This is a genomic window from Streptomyces sp. NPDC026377, assembly GCF_055567715.1.
Genome location: NZ_JBVHPV010000013.1, coordinates 1 through 20,903 on the forward strand (window position 1 = coordinate 1; position 20,903 = coordinate 20,903).

Sequence of the window (20,903 nt, forward strand, 5' to 3'; positions counted from 1 at the left end):
GCCCGGTTACATTCCGAACCCGGAAGCTAAGCCTTTCAGCGCCGATGGTACTGCAGGGGGGACCCTGTGGGAGAGTAGGACGCCGCCGAACAATTTTTCACGCGGGTTCCCGAGCTTCGGCTCGGGGACCCGCGTTTTTTTATGCCCGATCACCTGTTGTTCATGTGCTGCGAGCACCATGCCCAGCTATGGGGATCATCGGAAAGCTGGAGTCCGCGCGCTTCACGTCGGGGGACGAAGTGATCGTGCCGGCCTATGACGACGGCGCCGTGGCCCGGGCCGTCGTGGCGGTCGGCGCCCTGCCGGTCTTCGCGGACATAGACCCTCAGACGTACTGCCTGAAGGTCGGCGGCATCGAGGCCGTCGTGTCCTCGCGGACGGCCGGGCTCGTCCTCGTACACCGCTTCGGGCACCCGGGCGACGCCGGCCAGTTGAAGCAACTCGCTGACCGGCTCGGGCTGTTGCTGGTGGAGACGGACGAGGACGGCGGCCTGGGCGGTGACGTCGTACAACGCCGGGAGCGGGCCGGGTACTTGGACCGGCGGCTCGTGGGCGTACGGACGCCCGTGCCGGCCCCCGGGCACGCGTACCAGCGCTATGTCGTACGGGTGCCGGGGAACGGGCGGCCCGACCGGGACGCGTTCGCGCGGTTGCTGCGGCGGCGCGGGGTCGCGTGCGAGGTGCCCGTGCTCACGCCCGTACACCGGACGCGGGAGTTCAGGCGGGTCGGGTGTGTGCTGCCGGAGACCGAGCGGGCCGTGGACGAGACGCTCGCGCTGCCCCGCCTCGACGGGCTTTCCGACGCGGGCGTACGGAAGTTGGTGTCGGTCTGCAACGCGCTCGGGGGGTTGCTTCAGCCTGCCTGACGGGGGTGCCTGGCGGGGCGTCGGAGGAACGGGCGGGCGTGGTTCGGAACACCGTCTGATTCAGGGTATGCTTTATCTCGTTGGTGAGGGGGAAACCCCGAAACAACAACCGGCCCCTATAGCTCAGTCGGTAGAGCGTCTCCATGGTAAGGAGAAGGTCTGCGGTTCGATTCCGCATGGGGGCTCAGCAGTAGGACGATGAAAGGCCCCGCCCATTTGGGCGGGGCCTTTCGCGTTCCTGCGACCACCGGTGGGCGGTGGCCCTTGGTCCTGTCGGGCCCCGGTGCCCCGGCTCCGCTAATGCCGGGGCTGTTCCGGGATACGCATCGACAGAATCGCCATGTCATCGGACGCGGGCTCGGCGGCGAAGCGTTCTACCGCGCGCAGGACGCGGGCCGCAACGGCGCCGGCGGTCAGGCCCGTACACGTGGCGAGGACTTCGGTCAGACCGTCGTCTCCCAACATGCGGGTACCCTCCCGGCGCTCGGTGATGCCATCCGTTACGCAGAGAAGGACATCGCCCGGGTCCAGGGTGATCGTCTCCTCGTAGAGCTCCAGGTCCTCCATGACGCCGAGCAGCGGCTGGGGTTCGGCGGCGGGCTCGACCGTGCCGTCCTGGCGCAGGCGCAGCGGGAGCGGGTGGCCCGCGCAGACGACCTTCAGGACGGCGCTGCCGTCCTCCTGGGGCCACAGCTCGCCGTAAAGGAGCGTCAGGAAGCGGCTGCGGGCGCCCTCGTCGAGGATCGCCGCGTTGAGGCGCTCCAGGACGGCGGGGCCGCCGAAGCCCTCACGGGCGAGCAGGCGCAGCGCGTGGCGGGCCAGGCCCGTGACGGCCGCCGCCTCGGGGCCGGTGCCGCAGACGTCGCCGATGGCGAAGCCGTAGGCGCCGTCGCGGATGGGGAAGAGGTCGTAGAAGTCGCCGCCGACCTCGTTGCCCTCGCCGGCCGCGCGGTAGATGACCTCGACCTCGACACCGGGGATCTGGGGGAGGCCCGGGGGCAGGAGACTGCGCTGGAGGGAGCGGCTGATGGCCGTGCGCTCCGAGTAGAGGCGGGCGTTGTCGAGGGCGAGCGCGGCCCGGCGGGAGAGGTCCTCGGCGAGTTCGAGGATCTCCTGGCGGAAGTGGTCGTCGGAGGGCTTGCCGAGGGTGAGCATGCCGATGACGCGGTTGCGGGCGACCAGGGGCAGCACGACCGTCTCGCCGCCGACGGCGGCGGCCGTGGACAGCGTGGTGCCGAGGCCGCTGCCCAGGTGCGGGCTGCTGCTGTGGCCGAGGTCGCGCATGGACGTGCGCAGCGCGGCCTGATGGGCTGCTTCGCCGGGGGCGCTCCAGACGCGGGCGCCCGGGGTGGGGACCGGCTCCGGCGGGTCGATCTTGGACAGGAGCGCCTTGAGGCCGTCGATGCGCTCCTCGTCCTCGTGCAGGACGTAGGACAGGTAGGGGTCGGAGGCCTGGTCCGCGATCGTGTAGACGGCGCACCAGGTGGCGAGGGTGGGGACGGTCATCTGTGCCATCAGGGCCAACGTCTGGTCCCGGTCCAGGGTTCCCGCGAGCAGGTCCGAGGCCTCCACGAGGAAGCTCAGCGATCCCCGGCGGAGGCGTTCGAGCTCACCGAGGCGCGCCGACTCGACGGCGAGCGCGATGCGGTCGGCGGCGAACTGGAGGCGGAGCGCTTCTTCGTTGGAGTAGCGCCCGGCGGACTCGGCCGCGACGCCGAGGGAGCCGGTGAGGCGGCCCTCGACCTTGAGCGGGACGGTGACGACCGAGCGCATGCCGGAGCCGCCGAGGATGGGGACGGCTCCGGGGAGGGCCGCGAGGTCCTCGTGGACGGCGGGCATCCTGGCCGAGCCGTAGCGGCCGGTGCCCGCTTCGACCGGCACGCGCGCGAAGCGCTGGCGGGCGGAGGGCAGACCGGTGGTGGCGCGGACCTCCAGCTCGGTCTCGTCGTCGGTGGCCAGGAGCAGGAAGGCGGCGTCGCCGTCGAGCATGTCGCGGGCGCGCTCCACGGTGCGCTGGAGCAGTCCGTCCAGGTCGTCGGGGGCGGGGGAGCCGATGAAGACCTCGAACGGGTCGACGTTGCGGCTCTCGCCCATGGCCGCGGGGTCGCCGGCGGGGGCGCGCACGGGCGTCTGCAGGACGGCGCGCTCGTCGTCGCGGACCAGCAGGCAGACGGTGGAGGGCTCGCCGTGGGTGTCCCGTACGCGCAGATGGGAGGCGTAGACGGGCAGGACGCGGCCGTCGGCGCCGCGGATGCCGTAACTGCCCTCCCAGCGCGACAGCTGGAGGGCCTCGACGATCCCGGTGGAGGTGCCGGGGGTGTGCGGCCAGGCCGCGAAGTCGGTGAGGGGTTTGCCGGTGACCTTCTCGGCCGGGTAGCCGAACAGCTCCTCGGCGTCCTCGTTCCAGGCGCGGACGGCGCCGGTGCTGTCGATCTGGATGACCGCGACGCGGACCCGGCCGTCGGTGACGGGCAGCAGGTCCAGAGGGAGAGCGGGGCCGGCCGAGCGGGTGCCCACCCGGCGGGCGGGCAGGTCGAGTTGGAACCAGACGTGCTTGCGGGTGGGGGTGTACTCGACGCCCCAGCGGGAGGCGATGGCGGCGCACAGCAGCAGGCCGCGGCCGTTCTCGCGGTCGGGGCCCGCGACCTCGGCAGGCGAGGCGTGGAGCGGAACCTCACGTTCGGGGTAGTGGTCGGCGACCTCGACGCGGACGCCGTCCTCGGAGCGCAGGCACAGCACGTCGGCGGCGGTGCCCGCGTGGACGACCGCGTTGGTGACCAGCTCGCTGGTGAGGACGACGGCGTCGTCGACGACGTCCGCGTACCCCCAGCCCTGGAGGGTGTCGCGGACGAAGGCGCGGGCGGTCGCGACGGACCGCCCGACGGGTTCGAAGCTGGCTTCCGCCCGCGCGGTGATCACAGAACTCCTCGTACGCGTCTCGACGCCCGGTTTCCCCTGCCGGGGCCCGGGAAGGTGCCCCCCGGGAATCAACACTCCCATGTGTGGCCCGCCCCCTCCGGTGTCCCGTGGTCGTCCTGGTGGCCCCTGCGGCTCCCCGGGCTCACAGGAGCACAGGGCGCCGCCGCCTTCGGACGGACCGGGGCGGTTGGACAGCCGGAAGCCAGGTTACTTACCTTCACTGTCCTGGCGGATGCCGGTCACCAGTGTTTCCGCCCTCCGTGGGCGGGGACGGTATGCGAAGCTGCCGAACTGTTATGGCCGGGTCCGGCCATGGTGAAACACTGGGAAGGCTTCGAGCAAAGCCCGACGAGGGCGGTCGACCCCTGCGGGAGGGACACGGTGGAGTCTGGCGTGGCGGCGCGTGGCAAGAGCACGCGCGCGAAAGGACGGACCCGCGGCAAGGGGACGACCGAGGTGGACACCGCTGCGCTGCAGCGGCTGCTCGCCGCACTGGCGTCGATGCGGGACGGCAATTTCCGCAAGCGGCTGACCGTCTCCGGGGACGGGATGATGGCCGAGATCGCCGCGGTCTTCAACGAGGTCGCCGACCGCAATCTGCATCTGACCGGTGAGATCGCCCGGGTGCGGCGGATGGTGGGCCGGGAGGGGAAGCTGACCGAGCGGCTGGAGACCGGGGCCTGTGAGGGCTCCTGGGCGGCCGCCATCGACGCCTCCAACGCGCTGGTGGACGATCTGGCCAGGCCGGTCTCCGAGGTCGGCAGGGTGCTGTCGGCGGTCGCGGAGGGCGATCTGGAGCAGCGCATGGACCTGCGCTCGCACGGGGCGGACAACGCCGAGCGGCCGTTGCGCGGCGAGTTCCTCAAGGTGGGGAGGACCGTCAACAACCTGGTCGACCAGCTGTCGGCGTTCACCGACGAGGTGACCAGGGTCGCACTGGAGGTCGGCACCGAGGGCAAGCTCGGCGGCCAGGCCCAGGTGCGTGGAATGTCCGGTTCGTGGAAGGACCTCACGGATTCCGTGAACACGATGGCGTACCGGCTGACCGCCCAGGTACGTGATATCGCTCTCGTGACGACGGCGGTCGCCAAGGGTGATCTGTCGCGCAAGGTGACCGTGCATGTCGCCGGTGAGATGCTCCAGCTGAAGAACACCGTGAACACGATGGTCGACCAGCTCTCCTCGTTCTCGTCCGAGGTGACGCGGGTCGCGCGCGAGGTGGGCACCGAGGGCGAGCTCGGCGGGCAGGCGCAGGTGCCCGGCGTCGCGGGTGTGTGGAAGGACCTCACGGACTCCGTCAACCTGATGGCGGGCAACCTCACCGCACAGGTGCGCGGGATCGCGCAGGTGACGACGGCGGTCGCCAACGGCGACCTGTCGCAGAAGGTGACCGTCAACGCGCGCGGGGAGGTCGCCCAGCTCGCCGAGACGATCAACCAGATGACCGAGACGCTGCGGACGTTCGCCGACGAGGTGACCCGGGTCGCCAACGAGGTCGGCGCCGAGGGCCTGCTCGGCGGGCAGGCGCAGGTGCCGGGCGCGGCGGGTACCTGGAAGGACCTGACCGACTCGGTGAACACGGTCTTCCGCAACCTGACGACGCAGGTGCGGGACATCGCGCAGGTGACCACGGCGGTCGCCAACGGCGACATGACCCAGAAGGTCACGGTCGACGTCGCGGGCGAGATGCTGGAGCTGAAGAACACCGTCAACACGATGGTCGACCAGCTGCAGTCGTTCGGTTCCGAGGTGACCCGGGTGGCCCGGGAGGTCGGCGTCGAGGGGCGTCTCGGCGGGCAGGCGGAGGTGCCGGGCGCCGCGGGCACCTGGAAGGACCTGACCGACTCCGTCAACAACGCGTTCCGCAACCTCACCGGTCAGGTGCGCAACATCGCGCAGGTGACCACGGCCGTCGCCAACGGCGATCTGTCGCAGAAGGTCACGGTGGATGTCTCCGGCGAGATGCTGGAGCTGAAGAACACCGTCAACACGATGGTCGACCAGCTGGCGTCGTTCGCGGCCCAGCTGACGCGGATGGCCCAGGACGTGGGTACCGAGGGGCGCCTCGGCGGTCAGGCCCGGGTGGACGGCGTCTCGGGCACCTGGAAGGAGCTCACCGACTCCGTCAACTTCATGGCGGGCAACCTCACCTCCCAGGTGCGCCAGATCGCCCAGGTGACCACGGCGGTGGCGCGCGGCGACCTGTCGCAGAAGATCGACGTGGACGCGCGCGGCGAGATCCTTGAGCTCAAGAACACCATCAACAACATGGTCGACCAGCTGTCCGGCTTCGCCGAGCAGGTGACCCGGGTCGCGCGCGAGGTGGGCACCGACGGGCGTCTGGGCGGCCAGGCGCAGGTGCCGGGCGTGGCCGGGGTGTGGCGCGACCTGACGGACTCGGTGAACGGCATGGCCGGCAACCTCACCGCCCAGGTCCGCAACATCGCCCAGGTCGCCACGGCGGTGGCGCGCGGCGACCTGTCGCAGAAGATCGACGTGGACGCGCGCGGCGAGATCCTGGAGCTCAAGAACGTCCTGAACACGATGGTCGACCAGCTCTCGAACTTCGCGGAGCAGGTGACCCGGGTCGCCCGCGAGGTGGGCACCGAGGGCATCCTGGGCGGCCAGGCGGAGGTGCAGGGCGTCTCGGGCACCTGGAAGGACCTGACGCAGTCCGTCAACTTCATGGCGAACAACCTCACCTTCCAGGTGCGCAACATCGCCGAGGTCACGACGGCGGTCGCCAAGGGCGACCTCTCCAAGAAGATCACCGTCGACGCCAAGGGCGAGATCCTGGAGCTGGTGACCACCGTCAACACGATGGTCGACCAGCTCTCGAACTTCGCGGACGAGGTCACCCGGGTCGCGCGCGAGGTCGGCACCGAGGGCATCCTCGGCGGCCAGGCCCGGGTGCGCGGGGTCACCGGCATCTGGAAGGACCTCAGCGACAACGTCAACCTGATGGCCGCGAACCTGACCTACCAGGTGCGCAACATCGCCCGGGTCTCCACCGCCGTCGCCAACGGCGACCTCACCAAGAAGGTGACGGTCGAGGCGCGCGGCGAGGTCGCGGAGCTCGCCGACACGGTCAACACCATGGTGACGACCCTGTCGTCCTTCGCCGACCAGGTCACCCGGGTCGCGCGCGAGGTGGGCACCGACGGCATCCTGGGCGGCCAGGCCCGTGTCCCCGGTGTCTCCGGTACGTGGAAGGACCTCACCGAGTCGGTGAACTCCATGGCCGACAACCTCACGGGCCAGGTGCGCCAGATCGCCACGGTCACCACCGCCATCGCCAAGGGCGACCTCACCAAGAAGATCGACATCGACGCGCGCGGTGAGATCCAGGAGTTGAAGAACACCATCAACACGATGGTCGACCAGCTCTCCTCGTTCGCCGTGGAGGTCACCCGGGTCGCGCGCGAGGTCGGCACCGAGGGCCAGCTCGGCGGCCACGCGCGCGTACGCGACGTGGACGGCACCTGGCGCGACCTGACCGAGTCCGTGAACGAGATGGCCGGGAACCTGACCCGGCAGGTGCGCGCCATCGCGGCCGTCGCCACCGCGGTGACCCGCGGCGATCTCAACCTCAAGATCGACGTGGACGCGGCGGGCGAGATCCAGGCCCTCCAGGACAACATCAACACGATGATCGCCAACCTGCGCGACACCACGGTCGCCAACAAGGAGCAGGACTGGCTCAAGGGCAACCTCGCCCGTATCTCCGGCCTGATGCAGGGCCGTCGCGACCTCGACGACGTCGCCTCCCTGATCATGACCGAGCTGACGCCGGTGGTCTCGGCGCAGCACGGCGCGTTCTTCCTGGCGCTGCCGACCGGCGGCTCCAACGAGGTCGGCGGGGACGAGGACAGCCCGTACGAGCTGAAGATGCGCGGGAGTTACGGGTACTCGGCGGGCTCGATGCCGACCTCGTTCCGGCCCGGTGAGACGCTGATCGGGACGGCGGCGGAGGAGAAGCGCACGATCCTGGTGGAGAACGTGCCGCCGGGCTATCTCAAGATTTCCTCCGGGCTCGGGGAGGCGCCGCCCGCGCATGTGATCGTGCTGCCGGTCCTCTTCGAGGGCAAGGTCCTCGGGGTGATCGAGCTGGCCTCCTTCCAGCCGTTCACCCAGATCCAGAAGGACTTCCTCAACCAGATCGCGGAGATGATCGCGACCAGCGTCAACACGATCAGCGTCAACTCCAAGACCGAGGTGCTGCTCAAGCAGTCGCAGGAGCTGACCGAGCAGCTGCGCGAGCGTTCGGCGGAGCTGGAGAACCGGCAGAAGGCGCTCCAGGCCTCCAACGCGGAGCTGGAGGAGAAGGCCGAGCTGCTCGCCCAGCAGAACCGCGACATCGAGGTGAAGAACACCGAGATCGAGGAGGCCCGGCAGGTCCTGGAGGAGCGCGCCGAACAGCTCGCCGTCTCGATGCGCTACAAGTCCGAGTTCCTGGCGAACATGTCGCACGAGCTGCGTACGCCCCTCAACTCCCTGCTGATCCTGGCCAAGCTGCTCGCCGACAACGCCGAGGGCAACCTCTCGCCGAAGCAGGTCGAGTTCGCGGAAACGATCCACGGTGCGGGTTCGGACCTGCTCCAGCTGATCAACGACATCCTGGACCTGTCCAAGGTCGAGGCGGGCAAGATGGACGTCAGCCCGACCCGGATCGCCCTGGTGCAGCTCGTCGACTACGTGGAGGCGACCTTCCGGCCGCTCACCGCGGAGAAGGGGCTCGACTTCTCCGTACGGGTCTCGCCGGAGCTCCCCGCCACGCTGCACACCGACGAGCAGCGACTGCTGCAGGTGCTGCGCAACCTGCTGTCGAACGCGGTGAAGTTCACCGACAGCGGCGCCGTCGAGCTGGTGATCAGGCCCGCGCACGCCGATGTGCCGCACGCGATCCGCGAACAGCTCCTGGAGGCGGGCTCGCTGCGCGACGCGGACGCCGATCTGATCGCGTTCTCGGTGACCGACACCGGTATCGGTATCGCGGCCAGCAAGATGCGTGTGATCTTCGAGGCGTTCAAGCAGGCCGACGGCACGACGAGCCGCAAGTACGGCGGCACCGGCCTCGGGCTGTCGATCAGCCGCGAGATCGCCCGGCTGCTCGGCGGGGAGATCCACGCGGCGAGCGAGCCCGGCCGCGGCTCCACCTTCACGCTGTATCTGCCACTGCACCCCAGCGAGTTGCCGCCGCAGGGCTACCCGCAGCTGCCGCCCGGCGGTGAGACGGGCAGCGAGGGCGGGCAGGCGGACGCGGGACGGCAGGACCCGGTCCCGCACGAGACGGCGACGCTCGCCCCGAGCGAGGCCCAGACGGGGACGGCCGGGCTGTTCCGGCGCCGCCGCAAGGCGCTCGCCGCGGAGCCCGCGACGGTGCTTCCCGGGCAGCAGGGAGAGGCGCAGCCGGACACTTGGGCGGCCCAGGGGCCGGAGCACGCGCCCGCGCGCACCTTCCACTTCGGCGGCGAGAAGGTGCTGATCGTCGACGACGACGTACGGAACGTCTTCGCGCTCACCAGCGTGCTGGAGCAGCACGGGCTTTCGGTGCTGTACGCGGAGAACGGCCGTGAGGGGATCGAGGTCCTGGAACAGCACGAGGACACGGCCGTCGTGCTGATGGACATCATGATGCCGGAAATGGACGGGTATGCCACGACGTCGGCGATTCGCCGGATGCCACAGTTCGCGGGGCTGCCGATCATCGCGCTCACCGCGAAGGCGATGAAGGGCGACCGGGAGAAGGCCATCGAGTCCGGCGCGTCCGACTATGTGACCAAGCCGGTCGACCCCGACCATCTGCTCTCGGTGATGGAGCAGTGGATGCGGGAGAAGTGACCGATGGCCGGGCGGTCCGCCGCGCGTTGCTGACTGACGGTGGCCGAAGGCGTGTGAGAGGGCGGTATTCGGGGAACCTTCTGGTCTCTCACTACGTTTCTGCTACGTGCACAGTGACATCGCGGTGACAGGGTGTGGCGACAGGCGGGGTGCGGCTACCATGACCGGCACAAGGACGGGCGGCGCAAGGGAGTCGTCCCCTGGGGCGGCGCCAGGTGCTTCCCCAAGTCCTTCGGACAGGGGAGGCCCCAAGCCGGGGCGAGGAGGACGGGCCATGGTGCAGAAGGCCAAGATCCTCCTGGTCGATGACCGGCCGGAGAATCTGCTGGCGCTGGAGGCCATTCTCTCTGCGCTCGATCAGACGCTGGTGCGGGCATCGTCAGGGGAGGAAGCGCTCAAAGCGCTGCTGACGGACGATTTCGCAGTGATCCTGCTGGACGTCCAGATGCCGGGCATGGACGGTTTCGAGACCGCCGCGCACATCAAGCGGCGGGAGCGGACCCGGGACATCCCGATCATCTTCCTCACCGCGATCAACCACGGGCCCCACCACACCTTCCGGGGCTATGCGGCGGGAGCCGTCGACTACATCTCCAAGCCCTTCGACCCCTGGGTGCTGCGCGCCAAGGTGTCGGTGTTCGTCGAGCTCTACATGAAGAACTGTCAGCTGCGCGAGCAGGCCGCGCTGCTGCGGCTCCAGCTGGAGGGCGGCGGCCAGGCGGCCGGCGACCCCAAGGAGCCCGCGGGACTGCTCGCCGAGCTGTCCGCGCGGCTGGCGGCGGTCGAGGAGCAGGCCGAGGCGCTCTCCAAACAGCTCGACGACGAGTCGGCGGACGCGGCGGCGGTGGCCACCGCCGCCCATCTGGAGCGCAAACTGACCGGCCTGCGCCGGGCACTCGACGCCCTGGAGCCGGGCACGGGCAGCGGCACGGCGGCCGTCCCCTCGCAGAACTGAGCGGTACGGAAGCGAGCGGCCCGCCACCCGTCGCTGATGAGGCGTCAGTCCCCGTAGTGCGCACGCCGGTCCCTTCCACGCACGCGTGGTGCGCGTACGTGCGTGTCGTCTTTCGGTACGACACGAACGGGTGAAGCACCGGCCGCCGTGTCGACGGCCGTCCGCACCGGTAACCTCAGCACCATGGCCTCACGTACGTCCGGCAAGGGTTCCCAGGGCACGGCGGGCACCGCGAAGCGCACCGGCCGTACCGCGGCGCCCGCCAAGAAGGCGCCCGCGAAGAAGACCGTCGCGCCCGCGAAGAAGGCACCCGCCAAAAGGGCGCCCGCCAAGAAGGCGATGCCCCCCAAGCCCGCGCCCAGGCGGGCCCCTTCACCCACCGGGGGCGTGTACCGGATCGCGCGCGCCCTCTGGCTGGGCGCCGCCCACGGCGTCGGGGCGATGTTCCGCAGCGTGGGGCGCGGTGCCAAGGGCCTCGACCCGGCCCACCGCAAGGACGGCGTCGCCCTGCTGCTGCTCGGGGTCGCGCTGATAGTCGCCGCCGGCACCTGGTCCCAGCTGCGCGGCCCGGTCGGTGAACTCGTCGAGATGCTGGTGACCGGCGCGTTCGGCAGGCTCGACCTGCTGGTACCGCTGCTGCTCGGCGCGATCGCCGTCCGGCTGATCCTCTACCCGGAGAGGCCCGAGGCCAACGGCCGGATCGTGATCGGCCTCTCCGCGCTGGTGCTCGGTGTGCTCGGCCAGGTCCACATCGCCTGCGGTTCACCGGGCCGCGACGACGGCACCAGCGCGATGCAGGACGCGGGCGGGCTCATCGGCTGGGGCGCGTCCAAGCCGCTGGAATTCCTCATGGGAGACGTGCTCGCGGTGCCGATGCTGGTGCTGCTGACCGTCTTCGGGCTGCTCGTGGTCACCGCGACGCCCGTCAACGCGATCCCGCAGCGCCTGCGGGCCCTGTGCGTCCGGCTCGGCGTCCTGGAGCCGCTGCCGGGGGAGCTGGTCGAGGACGAGCTGTACGAGGACGACTGGCGTGCCGCCGACGAACCGGAGCCCGCACCACGCGCCCGGCGCACGCCCGGGCGCCGGATCACGCCGGGCGACGAGTACGCCCCGGGCGAGGCCGAGCAGGCGGCGCTCGCGCAGCGCCGCAAACCCCGGCGCGCCTCCATGCAACCGGCGTTCGACACCGCGATGGACCCGGTCGACGTGGCCGCCGCCGCGGCCGCGGCCCTCGACGGCGCCGTACTGAACGGCCTGCCGCCCTCCCCGGTCGTCGCGGACCTCACCCAGGGCGTCACAGCCGAGCGGGAGCGGGAGAGCACCACGCCCGTACCCACCGCCCGAGGCGGGGCGGCGGGCACGGCCGGATCACGGGCCGCCGCCAAGCCCGAGGCGACCGGCGCGGCGCCCAGGGCGACCCCGGGCGCCCCCGCCGTCGTACCGGATCTGACGAAGGCGCCGCCGGAGCACTCGCAGATGCCCACGCGCGCCGAGCAGCTCCAGCTCGCGGGTGACATCACCTACGCGCTGCCCTCCCTGGACCTGCTGGAGCGCGGCGGGCCCGGCAAGACGCGCAGCGCCGCCAACGACGCCATAGTGGACGCGCTGTCCAACGTCTTCACGGAGTTCAAGGTCGACGCGGCCGTCACCGGCTTCACCCGGGGCCCCACCGTCACCCGCTACGAGATCGAGCTGGGTCCGGCCGTCAAGGTCGAGAAGATCACCGCGCTGGCCAAGAACATCGCGTACGCGGTGGCCAGCCCGGACGTACGGATCATCTCGCCGATCCCCGGCAAGTCGGCGGTCGGCATCGAGATCCCGAATACCGACCGCGAGATGGTCAACCTCGGTGATGTGCTGCGCCTCGCGGACGCGGCCGAGGACGACCATCCGATGCTCGTCGCGCTCGGCAAGGACGTCGAGGGCGGCTATGTGATGGCCAACCTGGCGAAGATGCCGCACGTCCTGGTGGCCGGCGCGACCGGCTCCGGCAAGTCGTCCTGCATCAACTGCCTGATCACGTCGGTCATGGTGCGCGCCACGCCCGAGGACGTACGGATGGTGCTCGTCGACCCCAAGCGGGTCGAACTCACCGCCTACGAGGGCATTCCGCATCTGATCACACCGATCATCACCAACCCCAAGCGGGCGGCCGAGGCGCTCCAGTGGGTCGTGCGCGAGATGGATCTGCGCTACGACGACCTGGCGGCGTTCGGTTTCCGCCATATCGACGACTTCAACGAGGCGATCCGCAACGGCAAGGTCAAGCTGCCCGAGGGCAGTGAGCGGGAGCTGACCCCGTACCCGTATCTGCTGGTGATCGTCGACGAGCTCGCGGACCTGATGATGGTGGCGCCGCGTGACGTCGAGGACGCGATCGTGCGCATCACCCAGTTGGCCCGCGCCGCCGGCATCCATCTGGTCCTGGCCACCCAGCGGCCCTCGGTCGACGTCGTCACCGGCCTGATCAAGGCGAACGTGCCGTCCCGGCTCGCCTTCGCGACCTCCTCGCTCGCCGACAGCCGGGTCATCCTCGACCAGCCCGGCGCCGAAAAGCTCATCGGAAAGGGTGACGGACTGTTCCTGCCGATGGGCGCGAACAAGCCGACCCGGCTCCAGGGCGCGTTCGTCACCGAGGAGGAGATCGGGGCGATCGTCCAGCACTGCAAGGACCAGATGGCCCCGGTCTTCCGCGAGGACGTGACGGTCGGCCAGAAGCAGAAGAAGGAGATCGACGAGGAGATCGGCGACGACCTCGATCTGCTCTGCCAGGCCGCGGAGCTGGTGGTCTCCACTCAGTTCGGTTCGACCTCGATGCTCCAGCGCAAGCTGCGGGTCGGCTTCGCCAAGGCCGGCCGGCTGATGGACCTGATGGAGTCGCGCGGGATCGTGGGCCCCAGCGAGGGCTCCAAGGCGCGCGACGTCCTGGTCAAACCGGACGAACTCGACGGTGTGCTGGCGGTCATCCGGGGGGAGGCTCCCTGATGGCCCCGGGCGGGCCCGAAGGGGTCGGTCACGCGGCCGAATGGAGCACGCGCAGGGGAGCGTGGGGCAACCGTTTTCCCCGGTCGTACGTCCAGTTGAGGGAAGACCAGGAACATGCCCCCCTCCTGACCCGTTAGGAGGAAGGGAGGAGGCCATTCCTATGGCGTACAAACTCCACCCTCCCGGTTGCCCCACCCTTTCGTACCCCCCCTAGACTGAACCTCCAGCAGGTGGCTCACGCTCGAAAGGCGCCCCCGTGTCCATCGGCAACTTCCCCGAAGACGACCGGCCTTCCCTCGGCGACGACGACCGGCCCTCCTTTGCTGACGACGACCGGCCGACGATCGGGCACGCGCTCAAGCAGGCCCGTATCGCGGCGGGACTGACCGTGGACGAGGTCAGTTCGATCACAAGAGTGCGCATCCCGATCGTCCACGGCCTGGAGGACGACGACTTCTCCCGCTGCGGCGGCGATGTGTACGCGCGCGGACACATCCGCACCGTGGCGCGGGCCGTCCACCTGGACCCCGAGCCCCTGGTCGCGCAGTACGACGCCGACCACGGCGGCCGTCCCGAGCCCACGCCCGCCGCACCCATGTTCGAGGCCGAGCGGATCCGGCCCGAGCGGCGCCGGCCGAACTGGACCGCCGCCATGGTCGCCGCGATCGTGGTGGTCGTCGGCTTCGTCGGCTTCACGATGTTCAGCGGCGACGGCGACGCCAAGAGCAGGGGCACCCAGGTGGCCGAAGGGCCCACCCAGACGCAGCAGCGCAGCCCGAGCCCCAAGCCCGTCCCCAGCCCGCCGGTGTCCAAGCCCCCGGTCCCCTCCGACAGCGCCATCGCGGCGGCCCCGCAGGACAAGGTCACCGTCAAGCTGAGCGCCATCTCCGACAAGAGCTGGATCTCCGCCAAGGCGCACAACGGTCAGGTGCTCTACGACGGCCTCCTGGAGAAGGGCGAGTCGAAGACCTTCGTGGACGGCGAGAAGATCGACTTGATCCTCGGCAACGCCGGGGCGATCGAGCTCTACGTCAACGGCAAGAAGGTCGAGGACCAGTTCGGTGACGGCCAGGTCGAGCGGCTGACCTACACCAAGGGCGACCCGGTCGTCGGCTGACCGGGGGCGCCGCGCCCCGGCGCCGTACGGCCGCGGGTTCCTTGATCAGCCCTCGCGGCGGGGACCCGGGCCGGGACAAAGTAGTCTTGAGTCCATGCCCGAACGCCGTACCGTCGCCCTTGTCACTCTCGGCTGCGCCCGTAACGAGGTGGACTCGGAGGAGCTTGCAGGCCGCTTGGCAGCGGACGGCTGGGAGCTCGTCGAGGACGCCGCGGACGCGGATGTCGCCGTCGTCAACACCTGTGGGTTCGTCGAAGCCGCCAAGAAGGACTCCGTCGACGCCCTCCTCGAAGCCAACGATCTCAAGGATCACGGCAGGACCCAGGCCGTGGTCGCGGTCGGCTGTATGGCCGAGCGGTACGGCAAGGAACTCGCCGACGCGCTTCCCGAGGCCGACGGCGTGCTCGGCTTCGACGACTACGCCGACATCTCCGGCCGCCTCCAGACCATCCTCAGCGGCGGGAGCGTGGAGGCGCACACCCCGCGCGACCGGCGCAAGCTGCTGCCCCTGAGCCCCGTCGAGCGCCAGGGCGCCGCCGTGGCGCTGCCCGGCCACGCCCAGGAGGCCCAGGAGAGCGCCCCCGAGGACCTGCCCGAGGGCGTCGCCCCCGCGTCCGGTCCGCGCGCCCCGCTGCGCCGCCGCCTCGACACCAGCCCCGTCGCCTCGGTGAAGCTGGCCTCCGGCTGCGACCGCCGCTGCTCGTTCTGCGCCATCCCGTCCTTCCGCGGCTCCTTCATCTCGCGCCGCCCCTCGGACGTACTGGGCGAGACGCGCTGGCTGGCCGAGCAGGGCGTCAAGGAGGTCATGCTGGTCTCCGAGAACAACACCTCGTACGGCAAGGACCTCGGTGACATCCGCCTCCTGGAGACGCTGCTGCCCGAGCTCGCGGCCGTCGAGGGCATTGAGCGGGTGCGCGTCAGCTACCTCCAGCCCGCCGAGATGCGCCCCGGCCTGATTGACGTGCTGACCTCGACCGACAAGGTCGTCCCGTACTTCGACCTCTCCTTCCAGCACTCCGCCCCCGGGGTGCTGCGGGCCATGCGGCGCTTCGGTGACACCGAACGCTTCCTGGAGCTGCTGGAGACGATCCGCGCCAAGGCCCCGCTGGCGGGTGTCCGCTCCAACTTCATCGTCGGTTTCCCCGGTGAGACCGAGGCCGACTTCCAGGAGCTGGAACGCTTCCTCACCGCTGCCCGCCTCGACGCCATCGGCGTCTTCGGCTACTCCGACGAGGAGGGCACCGAGGCCGTCACCTACGAGAACAAGCTGGACGCCGAGGTGATCGCGGAGCGGCTCGACCACCTGTCGCGGCTCGCCGAGGAGCTCACCGCCCAGCGCGCCGAGGAGCGCGTCGGCGACACCGTCCGGGTGCTGGTCGAGTCGGTCGACGGCGAGGACGGGGTGATCGGCCGCGCCGAGCACCAGGCGCCGGAGACCGACGGTCAAGTGCGGTTCACGCAGGGCGCCGGACTGACGCCGGGCCGTATCGTCGAGGCGAAGGTCGTCGCCGCCGAGGGCGTCGACCTGGTGGTGACCAGTCTCGACATCCCTGAGGAGGCGGCCAGATGACCGGAGTCCCGGCATCCGCAGCGGGCGGTACCGGCCGGGCGCCGGCGCCCGGCGGCAAGCTGGGCGCGGCGGCCGTCAACCAGGCGAGCCTCTGGAACGTCGCGAACCTCCTCACCATGGCCCGGCTGGTACTCGTGCCGGGCTTCGTGGTGCTGATGCTGCAGGACGGCGGGTACGACCCGGCCTGGCGGGCCTGGGCGTGGGCGGCGTTCGCCGTCGCCATGATCACGGACATCTTCGACGGCCATCTGGCCCGGACGTACAACCTGGTCACCGACTTCGGGAAGATCGCGGACCCGATCGCGGACAAGGCGATCATGGGCGCCGCGCTGGTCTGCCTCTCCTCGCTGGGCGATCTGCCGTGGTGGGTGACCGGGGTGATCCTGTTCCGGGAACTCGGGATCACGCTCATGCGTTTCTGGGTCATCAGGCACGGCGTGATTCCCGCCAGCCGCGGTGGGAAACTGAAGACCCTCGCCCAGGGCACGGCGACGGGTATGTATGTACTGGCGCTGACGGGTCCACTGGCGACCCTGCGCTTCTGGGTGATGGCGATCGCCGTGGTGCTGACGGTCGTCACGGGACTGGACTACGTGCGACAGGCGGTCGTACTGAGGCGCAAGGGGCTCGCCGCACAGCGCGCGGCGCGCGCCGCCGAGGCCGCCGTGGAGGGACCGGGCCGGTGAAAGAAGCTGCGCGGATCATGCAACTGCTCACGGAACGTGAGCAGACGGTCGCGGCCGCGGAGTCGCTGACCGGCGGCCTGGTGGCCGCGGAGCTGACCGAGGCCCCGGGCGCCTCGGCGGGTTTCCTCGGCTCGGTGACGGCCTACGCCACGGAGGCCAAGCAGAAGGTCCTGGGCGTCGACGCGGCCCTACTGGCGGAGCGCGGAGCCGTGGACGGCGAGGTCGCGCGGCAGATGGCGGCGGGTGTGCGGCGGCTGATGGGCGCCGACTGGGGTGTGTCGACCACCGGCGTCGCGGGCCCCGAGCCCCAGGACGGCAAGCCCGTGGGGACGGTCCACGTGGCGGTCGAGGGGCCGGACGGGACCGGGAAAAGTGTCGCTCTGCGGTTGAACGGCGGCAGGGAGGAAATCCGTAGGGAGAGTGTACGGAGCGTGCTCGACCTGCTCGCCGGTGAACTCCGCGAAGATGCGCGGGCACAGGATACGGAACAGAACGGGGGGAATTGATGTTTGCAGCCCTGAGTGAACACGACATCGCTCCCCGCACGGCCGCAGCGCGAGGCGGTACGGTGGGGCGTGAAGGATGCGGCTACGCGGTCCGAGGAGGGAGCCACCGATGATTCTGCTCCGTCGCCTGCTGGGTGACGTGCTGCGTCGGCAGCGCCAGCGCCAGGGCCGTACTCTGCGCGAAGTCTCCTCGTCCGCCCGAGTCTCACTCGGCTATCTCTCCGAGGTGGAGCGGGGGCAGAAGGAGGCTTCCTCCGAGCTGCTCTCCGCCATCTGCGACGCGCTTGACGTACGGATGTCCGAGCTCATGCGAGAAGTGAGCGACGAGCTGGCACTTGCCGAGCTCGCTGCCTCGGCGGCGGCGAGCGACCCGGTGCCTGCACCGGTACGTCCGATGCTCAATTCGATCTCCGTGACGTCGGTGACCGGCGTCCCGACCGAGCGTGTGACGATCAAGGCGCCCGCGGAAGCGGTGGACGTCGTCGCGGCCTGACGCTGTCGGGCTCTTTCTGCGAGTGGCCCCGGCCGGTCTGTTGACCGGCCGGGGCTTCTTTTCGCGCTTCCGGCGCTTCTTGTGCGGGGCTTCCCTCCCGCTGGGCCCTGCCGGGCCCCACTCCTGTACCGAATTCCCGGAATGCCCCCTTTGAGGGTTGTGTGTAAAGGTGGGTGGGAAGCGCGGGGAGCCGATGCGGACGTGAGCCCGTGCAGAGGCAAGCCACCGCATACGGAACGGAGTGCACGCATGTCTGTCGTGAAGAGCTCGCTGTCCGAGACCGACCTGAAGGTGGTGGGTGACGCTCTGCAGGGCGCGCTCGTCGACCTCGTGGACCTGGCGCTGGTCGCCAAGCAGGTCCACTGGAACGTCGTCGGGCCGCGCTTCCGTTCCGTGCACCTCCAGCTCGACGACGTGGTCGACACCGCCAGGCTCCACTCCGACACCGTGGCCGAGCGGGCCGCGGCGCTCGGGGTCACTCCGGACGGCCGGGCGGCGACCGTGTCCTCGACGAGCGCGATCGGCAAGGTGCCCACCGGCTGGATCAAGGACGGGGACGCGGTACGGACCCTGGTCGACGCGCTGGGCGCGGTCGTGGCGAAGATGCGTGAGCGGATCGACGTCACCGGCGACCCGGACCCGGTCAGCCAGGACGTGCTCATCGGGCTGACGGCGGACCTGGAGAAGCACGCGTGGATGTTCCAGGCGGAGAGCGGCTGACGGGCGAGTGGTGACGGGCCGCCGGCCGACTGGTCGGCGGCTGATGGGCCACGGCTGATGGGCCACGGCTGACGGGCCCGAGAGCCCGGGCCGGCTCGCGGGGCGTGTGGGGCGGCATGCGCGCCGGGGTGGTACCCGGTGCGCCCTCCCGGTGAACGGGGGAGCGGTCTAGCGTCGGCCCGAGGAGGCGGCCATGGCAGTGGCGGTGCGATGGGTGCCGGCGCTCGTGGTGGGGGCGCTGTGGTGGTGGGCGGTGGTGCGCCTGCTGGCGGCGCCCGACGAGGCCGGGGTGCTGGAAGGCACCGTGGCGGCGGGCGGCTGGGGCCTGAGCCTCCTGCCGGTCCATGTCACGGGCCCCGCGGTCACCAGGGCATCGCGACGCCGCCGTTCGGACGCAGAATCTGACCCGTCGTGAACGAGGACGCGTCCGAGGCGAGGTGAAGCACGGTGTGCGCGATGTCCTCGGGCTCGCCGACCCGCCCGAGCGGGGAGAGCCGGACCATCGTCGACTCGATCCGCCGCTGGTGCTCGGTGGAGTGGCGCTCGGTCATCGGTGTACGGACCCAGCCCGGCGCTATGGCGTTGACGCGGATGGCGTGCGGGCCGAGCTCGGTGGCGAGGGTCTTGGTCAGCTGGACGACGGCCGCCTTCGAGGCGCTGTAGCAGAACAGCCCGGCGCCGGCGGAGTCGTCGGCTCCGGACGCCATGGTGATGATGCTGCCGGGCGTGTCGTTCTCGATCATCACGCGGGCGGCCTCCTGGCAGGAGTGCAGCACACCCTTGAAGTTGACCGCGAGAACGCGGTCGAGGTCGGCGTCGTCGGTGTCGAGGACCGTGCTGGTGTGCATGATCCCGGCGACGGCGGCCAGGACATCGATGCGGCCCGCGCCCCGGACGGCCGCGCGCAGCCGGGTGCGGTCGGTCACATCGAGCGCATGGGTGTGCGCGGTGCCGCCCGCCTTGGCGATCAGCTCGCGGGTGCCCTGGAGGCCCTGCTCGTCGAGGTCGGCGCAGTGCACGACAGCGCCCGCCTCCGCGAGCAGGACGGCGCTGGCCCGCCCGATACCGCCGCCGGCGCCGGTCACGAAGGCGGTCCGGTCGGTGAGGTCGTACGCCGAGAGGGGCATGCGGGGACGGTACGGCGGGAGCTGACGGGGCGTCAACTGCTGTGTGCGGGGAGGCCCCCGCCCCCGGCCGCGGTCCCGCACCGCCGCCGTGCCGGGCTTCCGCGTCAGCCGCCGGTGCGTTCGGCCCGGGCGGACACCGGCGGGCTGGGCTGGCACCGGGGGCACCAGTAGGTGGGGCGCTCGCTGCCGGCCGGGTCGCGCAGGGTGGTGGCGCGCAGGGCGGTGCCGCAGCGGGGGCAGGGGCGCCCGCCGCGTCCGTACACGTACACCTGCCGGGACGTACGCTCCCGGTTCGCTTCCATGATCTTCTTGGCGGCGACGACGATGCGGACGGGGTCGGCGACGTCGCCCACGGGCAGCCAGGGCACCGCCCGGACCGCGAAGCAGATCTCGGACTTGTAGATGTTGCCGATGCCCGCGAGGTTGCGCTGGTCGAGCAGTGCCTCGCCGAGGGGCCTGGCGGGGTCCCGGAGCAGGTTGCTCAGGGCGAGCTCCGGGTCCCAGTCCGGGCCGAGCAGATCGGGGCCGAGGTGGCCCACGACGCGGTGCTCGTCGCGGGTGCGGAGCAGTTGCAGGACGGCCAGCCGGTATCCGACCGCCGTACGCTCCTGGGTGCCCAGGATCGCCCGGATCTGGTCGCTCCGGCCGCCCCGCCAGCGTTCCCCGGGCGCGAAGATGCGCCAGGTGCCCTCCATGCGCAGATGGGAGTGGAGGGTGAGGCCGCCCTCGATACGGGTGAGCAGGTGCTTGCCGCGCGGGGTGACGTCCAGGACGGTGCGCCCCGTCAGGTCCACGGTCGCGAGCCGGGGCACGCGCAGATCGGACCGGATCAGCTCGCATCCGCCGAGCGCGGCGTCGAGCCGACGGGCGGCCTGCCAGACGGTGTCTCCTTCGGGCATGAAGCCATTGTGCAGGGCAGGGGCGGGGCGGGCTGGGGGCGGGGCTTTGCGGGTGGGTGCGTCTGTGGGGTGGTGGGGGTTGTTTGCGCAGTTCCCCGCGCCCCTGGGGGTGGGGTGGGGGCGGCGGTGTCTGGGTTGTGTTGGGCTGCGGGGTGGTGGGGGCTGGTTGCGCAGTTCCTCGCGCCCCTTGGGGTTGGTGGGTCTGTGGGGGTGGCGCTG

General features: G+C 70.8%; 14 protein-coding genes, 1 tRNA gene and 1 rRNA gene. 13 read left to right on the forward strand and 3 right to left on the reverse strand.

Annotation, left to right across the window (positions count from 1 at the left end):
• From rrf to ACZ4MU_RS24710, 3 genes are all read left to right on the forward strand, one after another.
• Window positions 1-91, forward strand: a 5S ribosomal RNA gene (rrf, locus tag ACZ4MU_RS24700); the annotation flags it as partial.
• A 97-nt stretch (window positions 92-188) separates the two neighbouring features.
• Window positions 189-866, forward strand: coding sequence for a DegT/DnrJ/EryC1/StrS family aminotransferase (locus tag ACZ4MU_RS24705; RefSeq protein WP_467880453.1), 678 nt, complete (start codon window positions 189-191; stop codon window positions 864-866).
• 112 nt (window positions 867-978) lie between these two features.
• Window positions 979-1,051: transfer RNA gene (locus ACZ4MU_RS24710), tRNA-Thr, on the forward strand.
• Window positions 1,052-1,163: 112 nt separating this feature from the next.
• On the opposite strand, the gene ACZ4MU_RS24715 is transcribed toward ACZ4MU_RS24710, so the two are convergent.
• Entirely contained in the window at window positions 1,164-3,866 is a 2,703-nt protein-coding gene (locus ACZ4MU_RS24715; RefSeq protein WP_467880456.1) for a SpoIIE family protein phosphatase, read from the reverse strand.
• A 300-nt stretch (window positions 3,867-4,166) separates the two neighbouring features.
• On the opposite strand from ACZ4MU_RS24715, the gene ACZ4MU_RS24720 reads away from it, so the two are divergent.
• From ACZ4MU_RS24720 to ACZ4MU_RS24765, 10 genes are all read left to right on the forward strand, one after another.
• On the forward strand, window positions 4,167-9,626 hold the full coding sequence (locus ACZ4MU_RS24720) for a HAMP domain-containing protein (protein WP_467880458.1): 5,460 nt from the start codon (window positions 4,167-4,169) through the stop codon (window positions 9,624-9,626).
• Between the two features lie 274 nt (window positions 9,627-9,900).
• Window positions 9,901-10,581, forward strand: a complete 681-nt coding sequence (locus ACZ4MU_RS24725; RefSeq protein ID WP_467880461.1) for a response regulator — start codon at window positions 9,901-9,903, stop codon at window positions 10,579-10,581.
• 183 nt (window positions 10,582-10,764) lie between these two features.
• The gene (locus ACZ4MU_RS24730) at window positions 10,765-13,566 is read left to right on the forward strand and encodes a DNA translocase FtsK (RefSeq protein WP_467880464.1); all 2,802 of its coding nucleotides are present in this window, start codon (window positions 10,765-10,767) and stop codon (window positions 13,564-13,566) included.
• A gap of 256 nt (window positions 13,567-13,822) precedes the next feature.
• On the forward strand, window positions 13,823-14,683 hold the full coding sequence (locus tag ACZ4MU_RS24735) for a helix-turn-helix domain-containing protein (RefSeq protein WP_467880467.1): 861 nt from the start codon (window positions 13,823-13,825) through the stop codon (window positions 14,681-14,683).
• A 94-nt stretch (window positions 14,684-14,777) separates the two neighbouring features.
• Complete coding sequence (gene rimO, locus ACZ4MU_RS24740; RefSeq protein ID WP_467880470.1) at window positions 14,778-16,253, forward strand: 30S ribosomal protein S12 methylthiotransferase RimO; 1,476 nt, start codon at window positions 14,778-14,780, stop codon at window positions 16,251-16,253.
• Window positions 16,250-16,939: a CDP-diacylglycerol--glycerol-3-phosphate 3-phosphatidyltransferase gene (pgsA, locus tag ACZ4MU_RS24745; RefSeq protein ID WP_467880473.1), complete on the forward strand. Its 690-nt coding sequence runs from the start codon at window positions 16,250-16,252 to the stop codon at window positions 16,937-16,939. The genes rimO and pgsA overlap by 4 nt, the downstream gene beginning before the upstream one ends.
• Complete coding sequence (locus ACZ4MU_RS24750) at window positions 16,936-17,445, forward strand: CinA family protein (protein WP_467880475.1); 510 nt, start codon at window positions 16,936-16,938, stop codon at window positions 17,443-17,445. The genes pgsA and ACZ4MU_RS24750 overlap by 4 nt, the downstream gene beginning before the upstream one ends.
• A 109-nt stretch (window positions 17,446-17,554) precedes the next feature.
• Window positions 17,555-17,938: a helix-turn-helix domain-containing protein gene (locus ACZ4MU_RS24755; RefSeq protein ID WP_067165033.1), complete on the forward strand. Its 384-nt coding sequence runs from the start codon at window positions 17,555-17,557 to the stop codon at window positions 17,936-17,938.
• A 249-nt stretch (window positions 17,939-18,187) separates the two neighbouring features.
• Window positions 18,188-18,658 carry a Dps family protein gene (locus tag ACZ4MU_RS24760; RefSeq protein ID WP_467880478.1) on the forward strand — a complete coding sequence of 157 codons (471 nt, stop codon included), beginning with the start codon at window positions 18,188-18,190 and terminating at the stop codon, window positions 18,656-18,658.
• 199 nt (window positions 18,659-18,857) lie between these two features.
• Complete coding sequence (locus tag ACZ4MU_RS24765; protein ID WP_467880951.1) at window positions 18,858-19,073, forward strand: hypothetical protein; 216 nt, start codon at window positions 18,858-18,860, stop codon at window positions 19,071-19,073.
• Here ACZ4MU_RS24765 and ACZ4MU_RS24770 read toward each other — a convergent pair.
• Window positions 19,021-19,785 (reverse strand): SDR family NAD(P)-dependent oxidoreductase, encoded by a 765-nt coding sequence (locus ACZ4MU_RS24770; protein ID WP_467880481.1) that lies wholly within the window; start codon window positions 19,783-19,785, stop codon window positions 19,021-19,023. The two genes, ACZ4MU_RS24765 and ACZ4MU_RS24770, sit on opposite strands and share 53 nt — an antisense overlap.
• Before the next feature lie 104 nt (window positions 19,786-19,889).
• Window positions 19,890-20,684 (reverse strand): Fpg/Nei family DNA glycosylase, encoded by a 795-nt coding sequence (locus ACZ4MU_RS24775; RefSeq protein ID WP_467880484.1) that lies wholly within the window; start codon window positions 20,682-20,684, stop codon window positions 19,890-19,892.
• Window positions 20,685-20,903: the final 219 nt, after the last annotated feature.

What these genes read in the sequence shown, in the direction of transcription:
- ACZ4MU_RS24705 (WP_467880453.1), top strand. Translation starts at nt 189, where the DNA reads ATGGGGATCATCGGAAAGCTGGAGTCCGCGCGCTTCACGTCGGGGGAC.
- ACZ4MU_RS24715 (WP_467880456.1), bottom strand. Translation starts at nt 3,866, where the DNA reads ATGGGAGTGTTGATTCCCGGGGGGCACCTTCCCGGGCCCCGGCAGGGG.
- ACZ4MU_RS24725 (WP_467880461.1), top strand. Translation starts at nt 9,901, where the DNA reads ATGGTGCAGAAGGCCAAGATCCTCCTGGTCGATGACCGGCCGGAGAAT.
- ACZ4MU_RS24730 (WP_467880464.1), top strand. Translation starts at nt 10,765, where the DNA reads ATGGCCTCACGTACGTCCGGCAAGGGTTCCCAGGGCACGGCGGGCACC.
- rimO (WP_467880470.1), top strand. Translation starts at nt 14,778, where the DNA reads ATGCCCGAACGCCGTACCGTCGCCCTTGTCACTCTCGGCTGCGCCCGT.
- pgsA (WP_467880473.1), top strand. Translation starts at nt 16,250, where the DNA reads ATGACCGGAGTCCCGGCATCCGCAGCGGGCGGTACCGGCCGGGCGCCG.
- ACZ4MU_RS24755 (WP_067165033.1), top strand. Translation starts at nt 17,555, where the DNA reads ATGATTCTGCTCCGTCGCCTGCTGGGTGACGTGCTGCGTCGGCAGCGC.
- ACZ4MU_RS24760 (WP_467880478.1), top strand. Translation starts at nt 18,188, where the DNA reads ATGTCTGTCGTGAAGAGCTCGCTGTCCGAGACCGACCTGAAGGTGGTG.
- ACZ4MU_RS24770 (WP_467880481.1), bottom strand. Translation starts at nt 19,785, where the DNA reads ATGCCCCTCTCGGCGTACGACCTCACCGACCGGACCGCCTTCGTGACC.
- ACZ4MU_RS24775 (WP_467880484.1), bottom strand. Translation starts at nt 20,684, where the DNA reads ATGCCCGAAGGAGACACCGTCTGGCAGGCCGCCCGTCGGCTCGACGCC.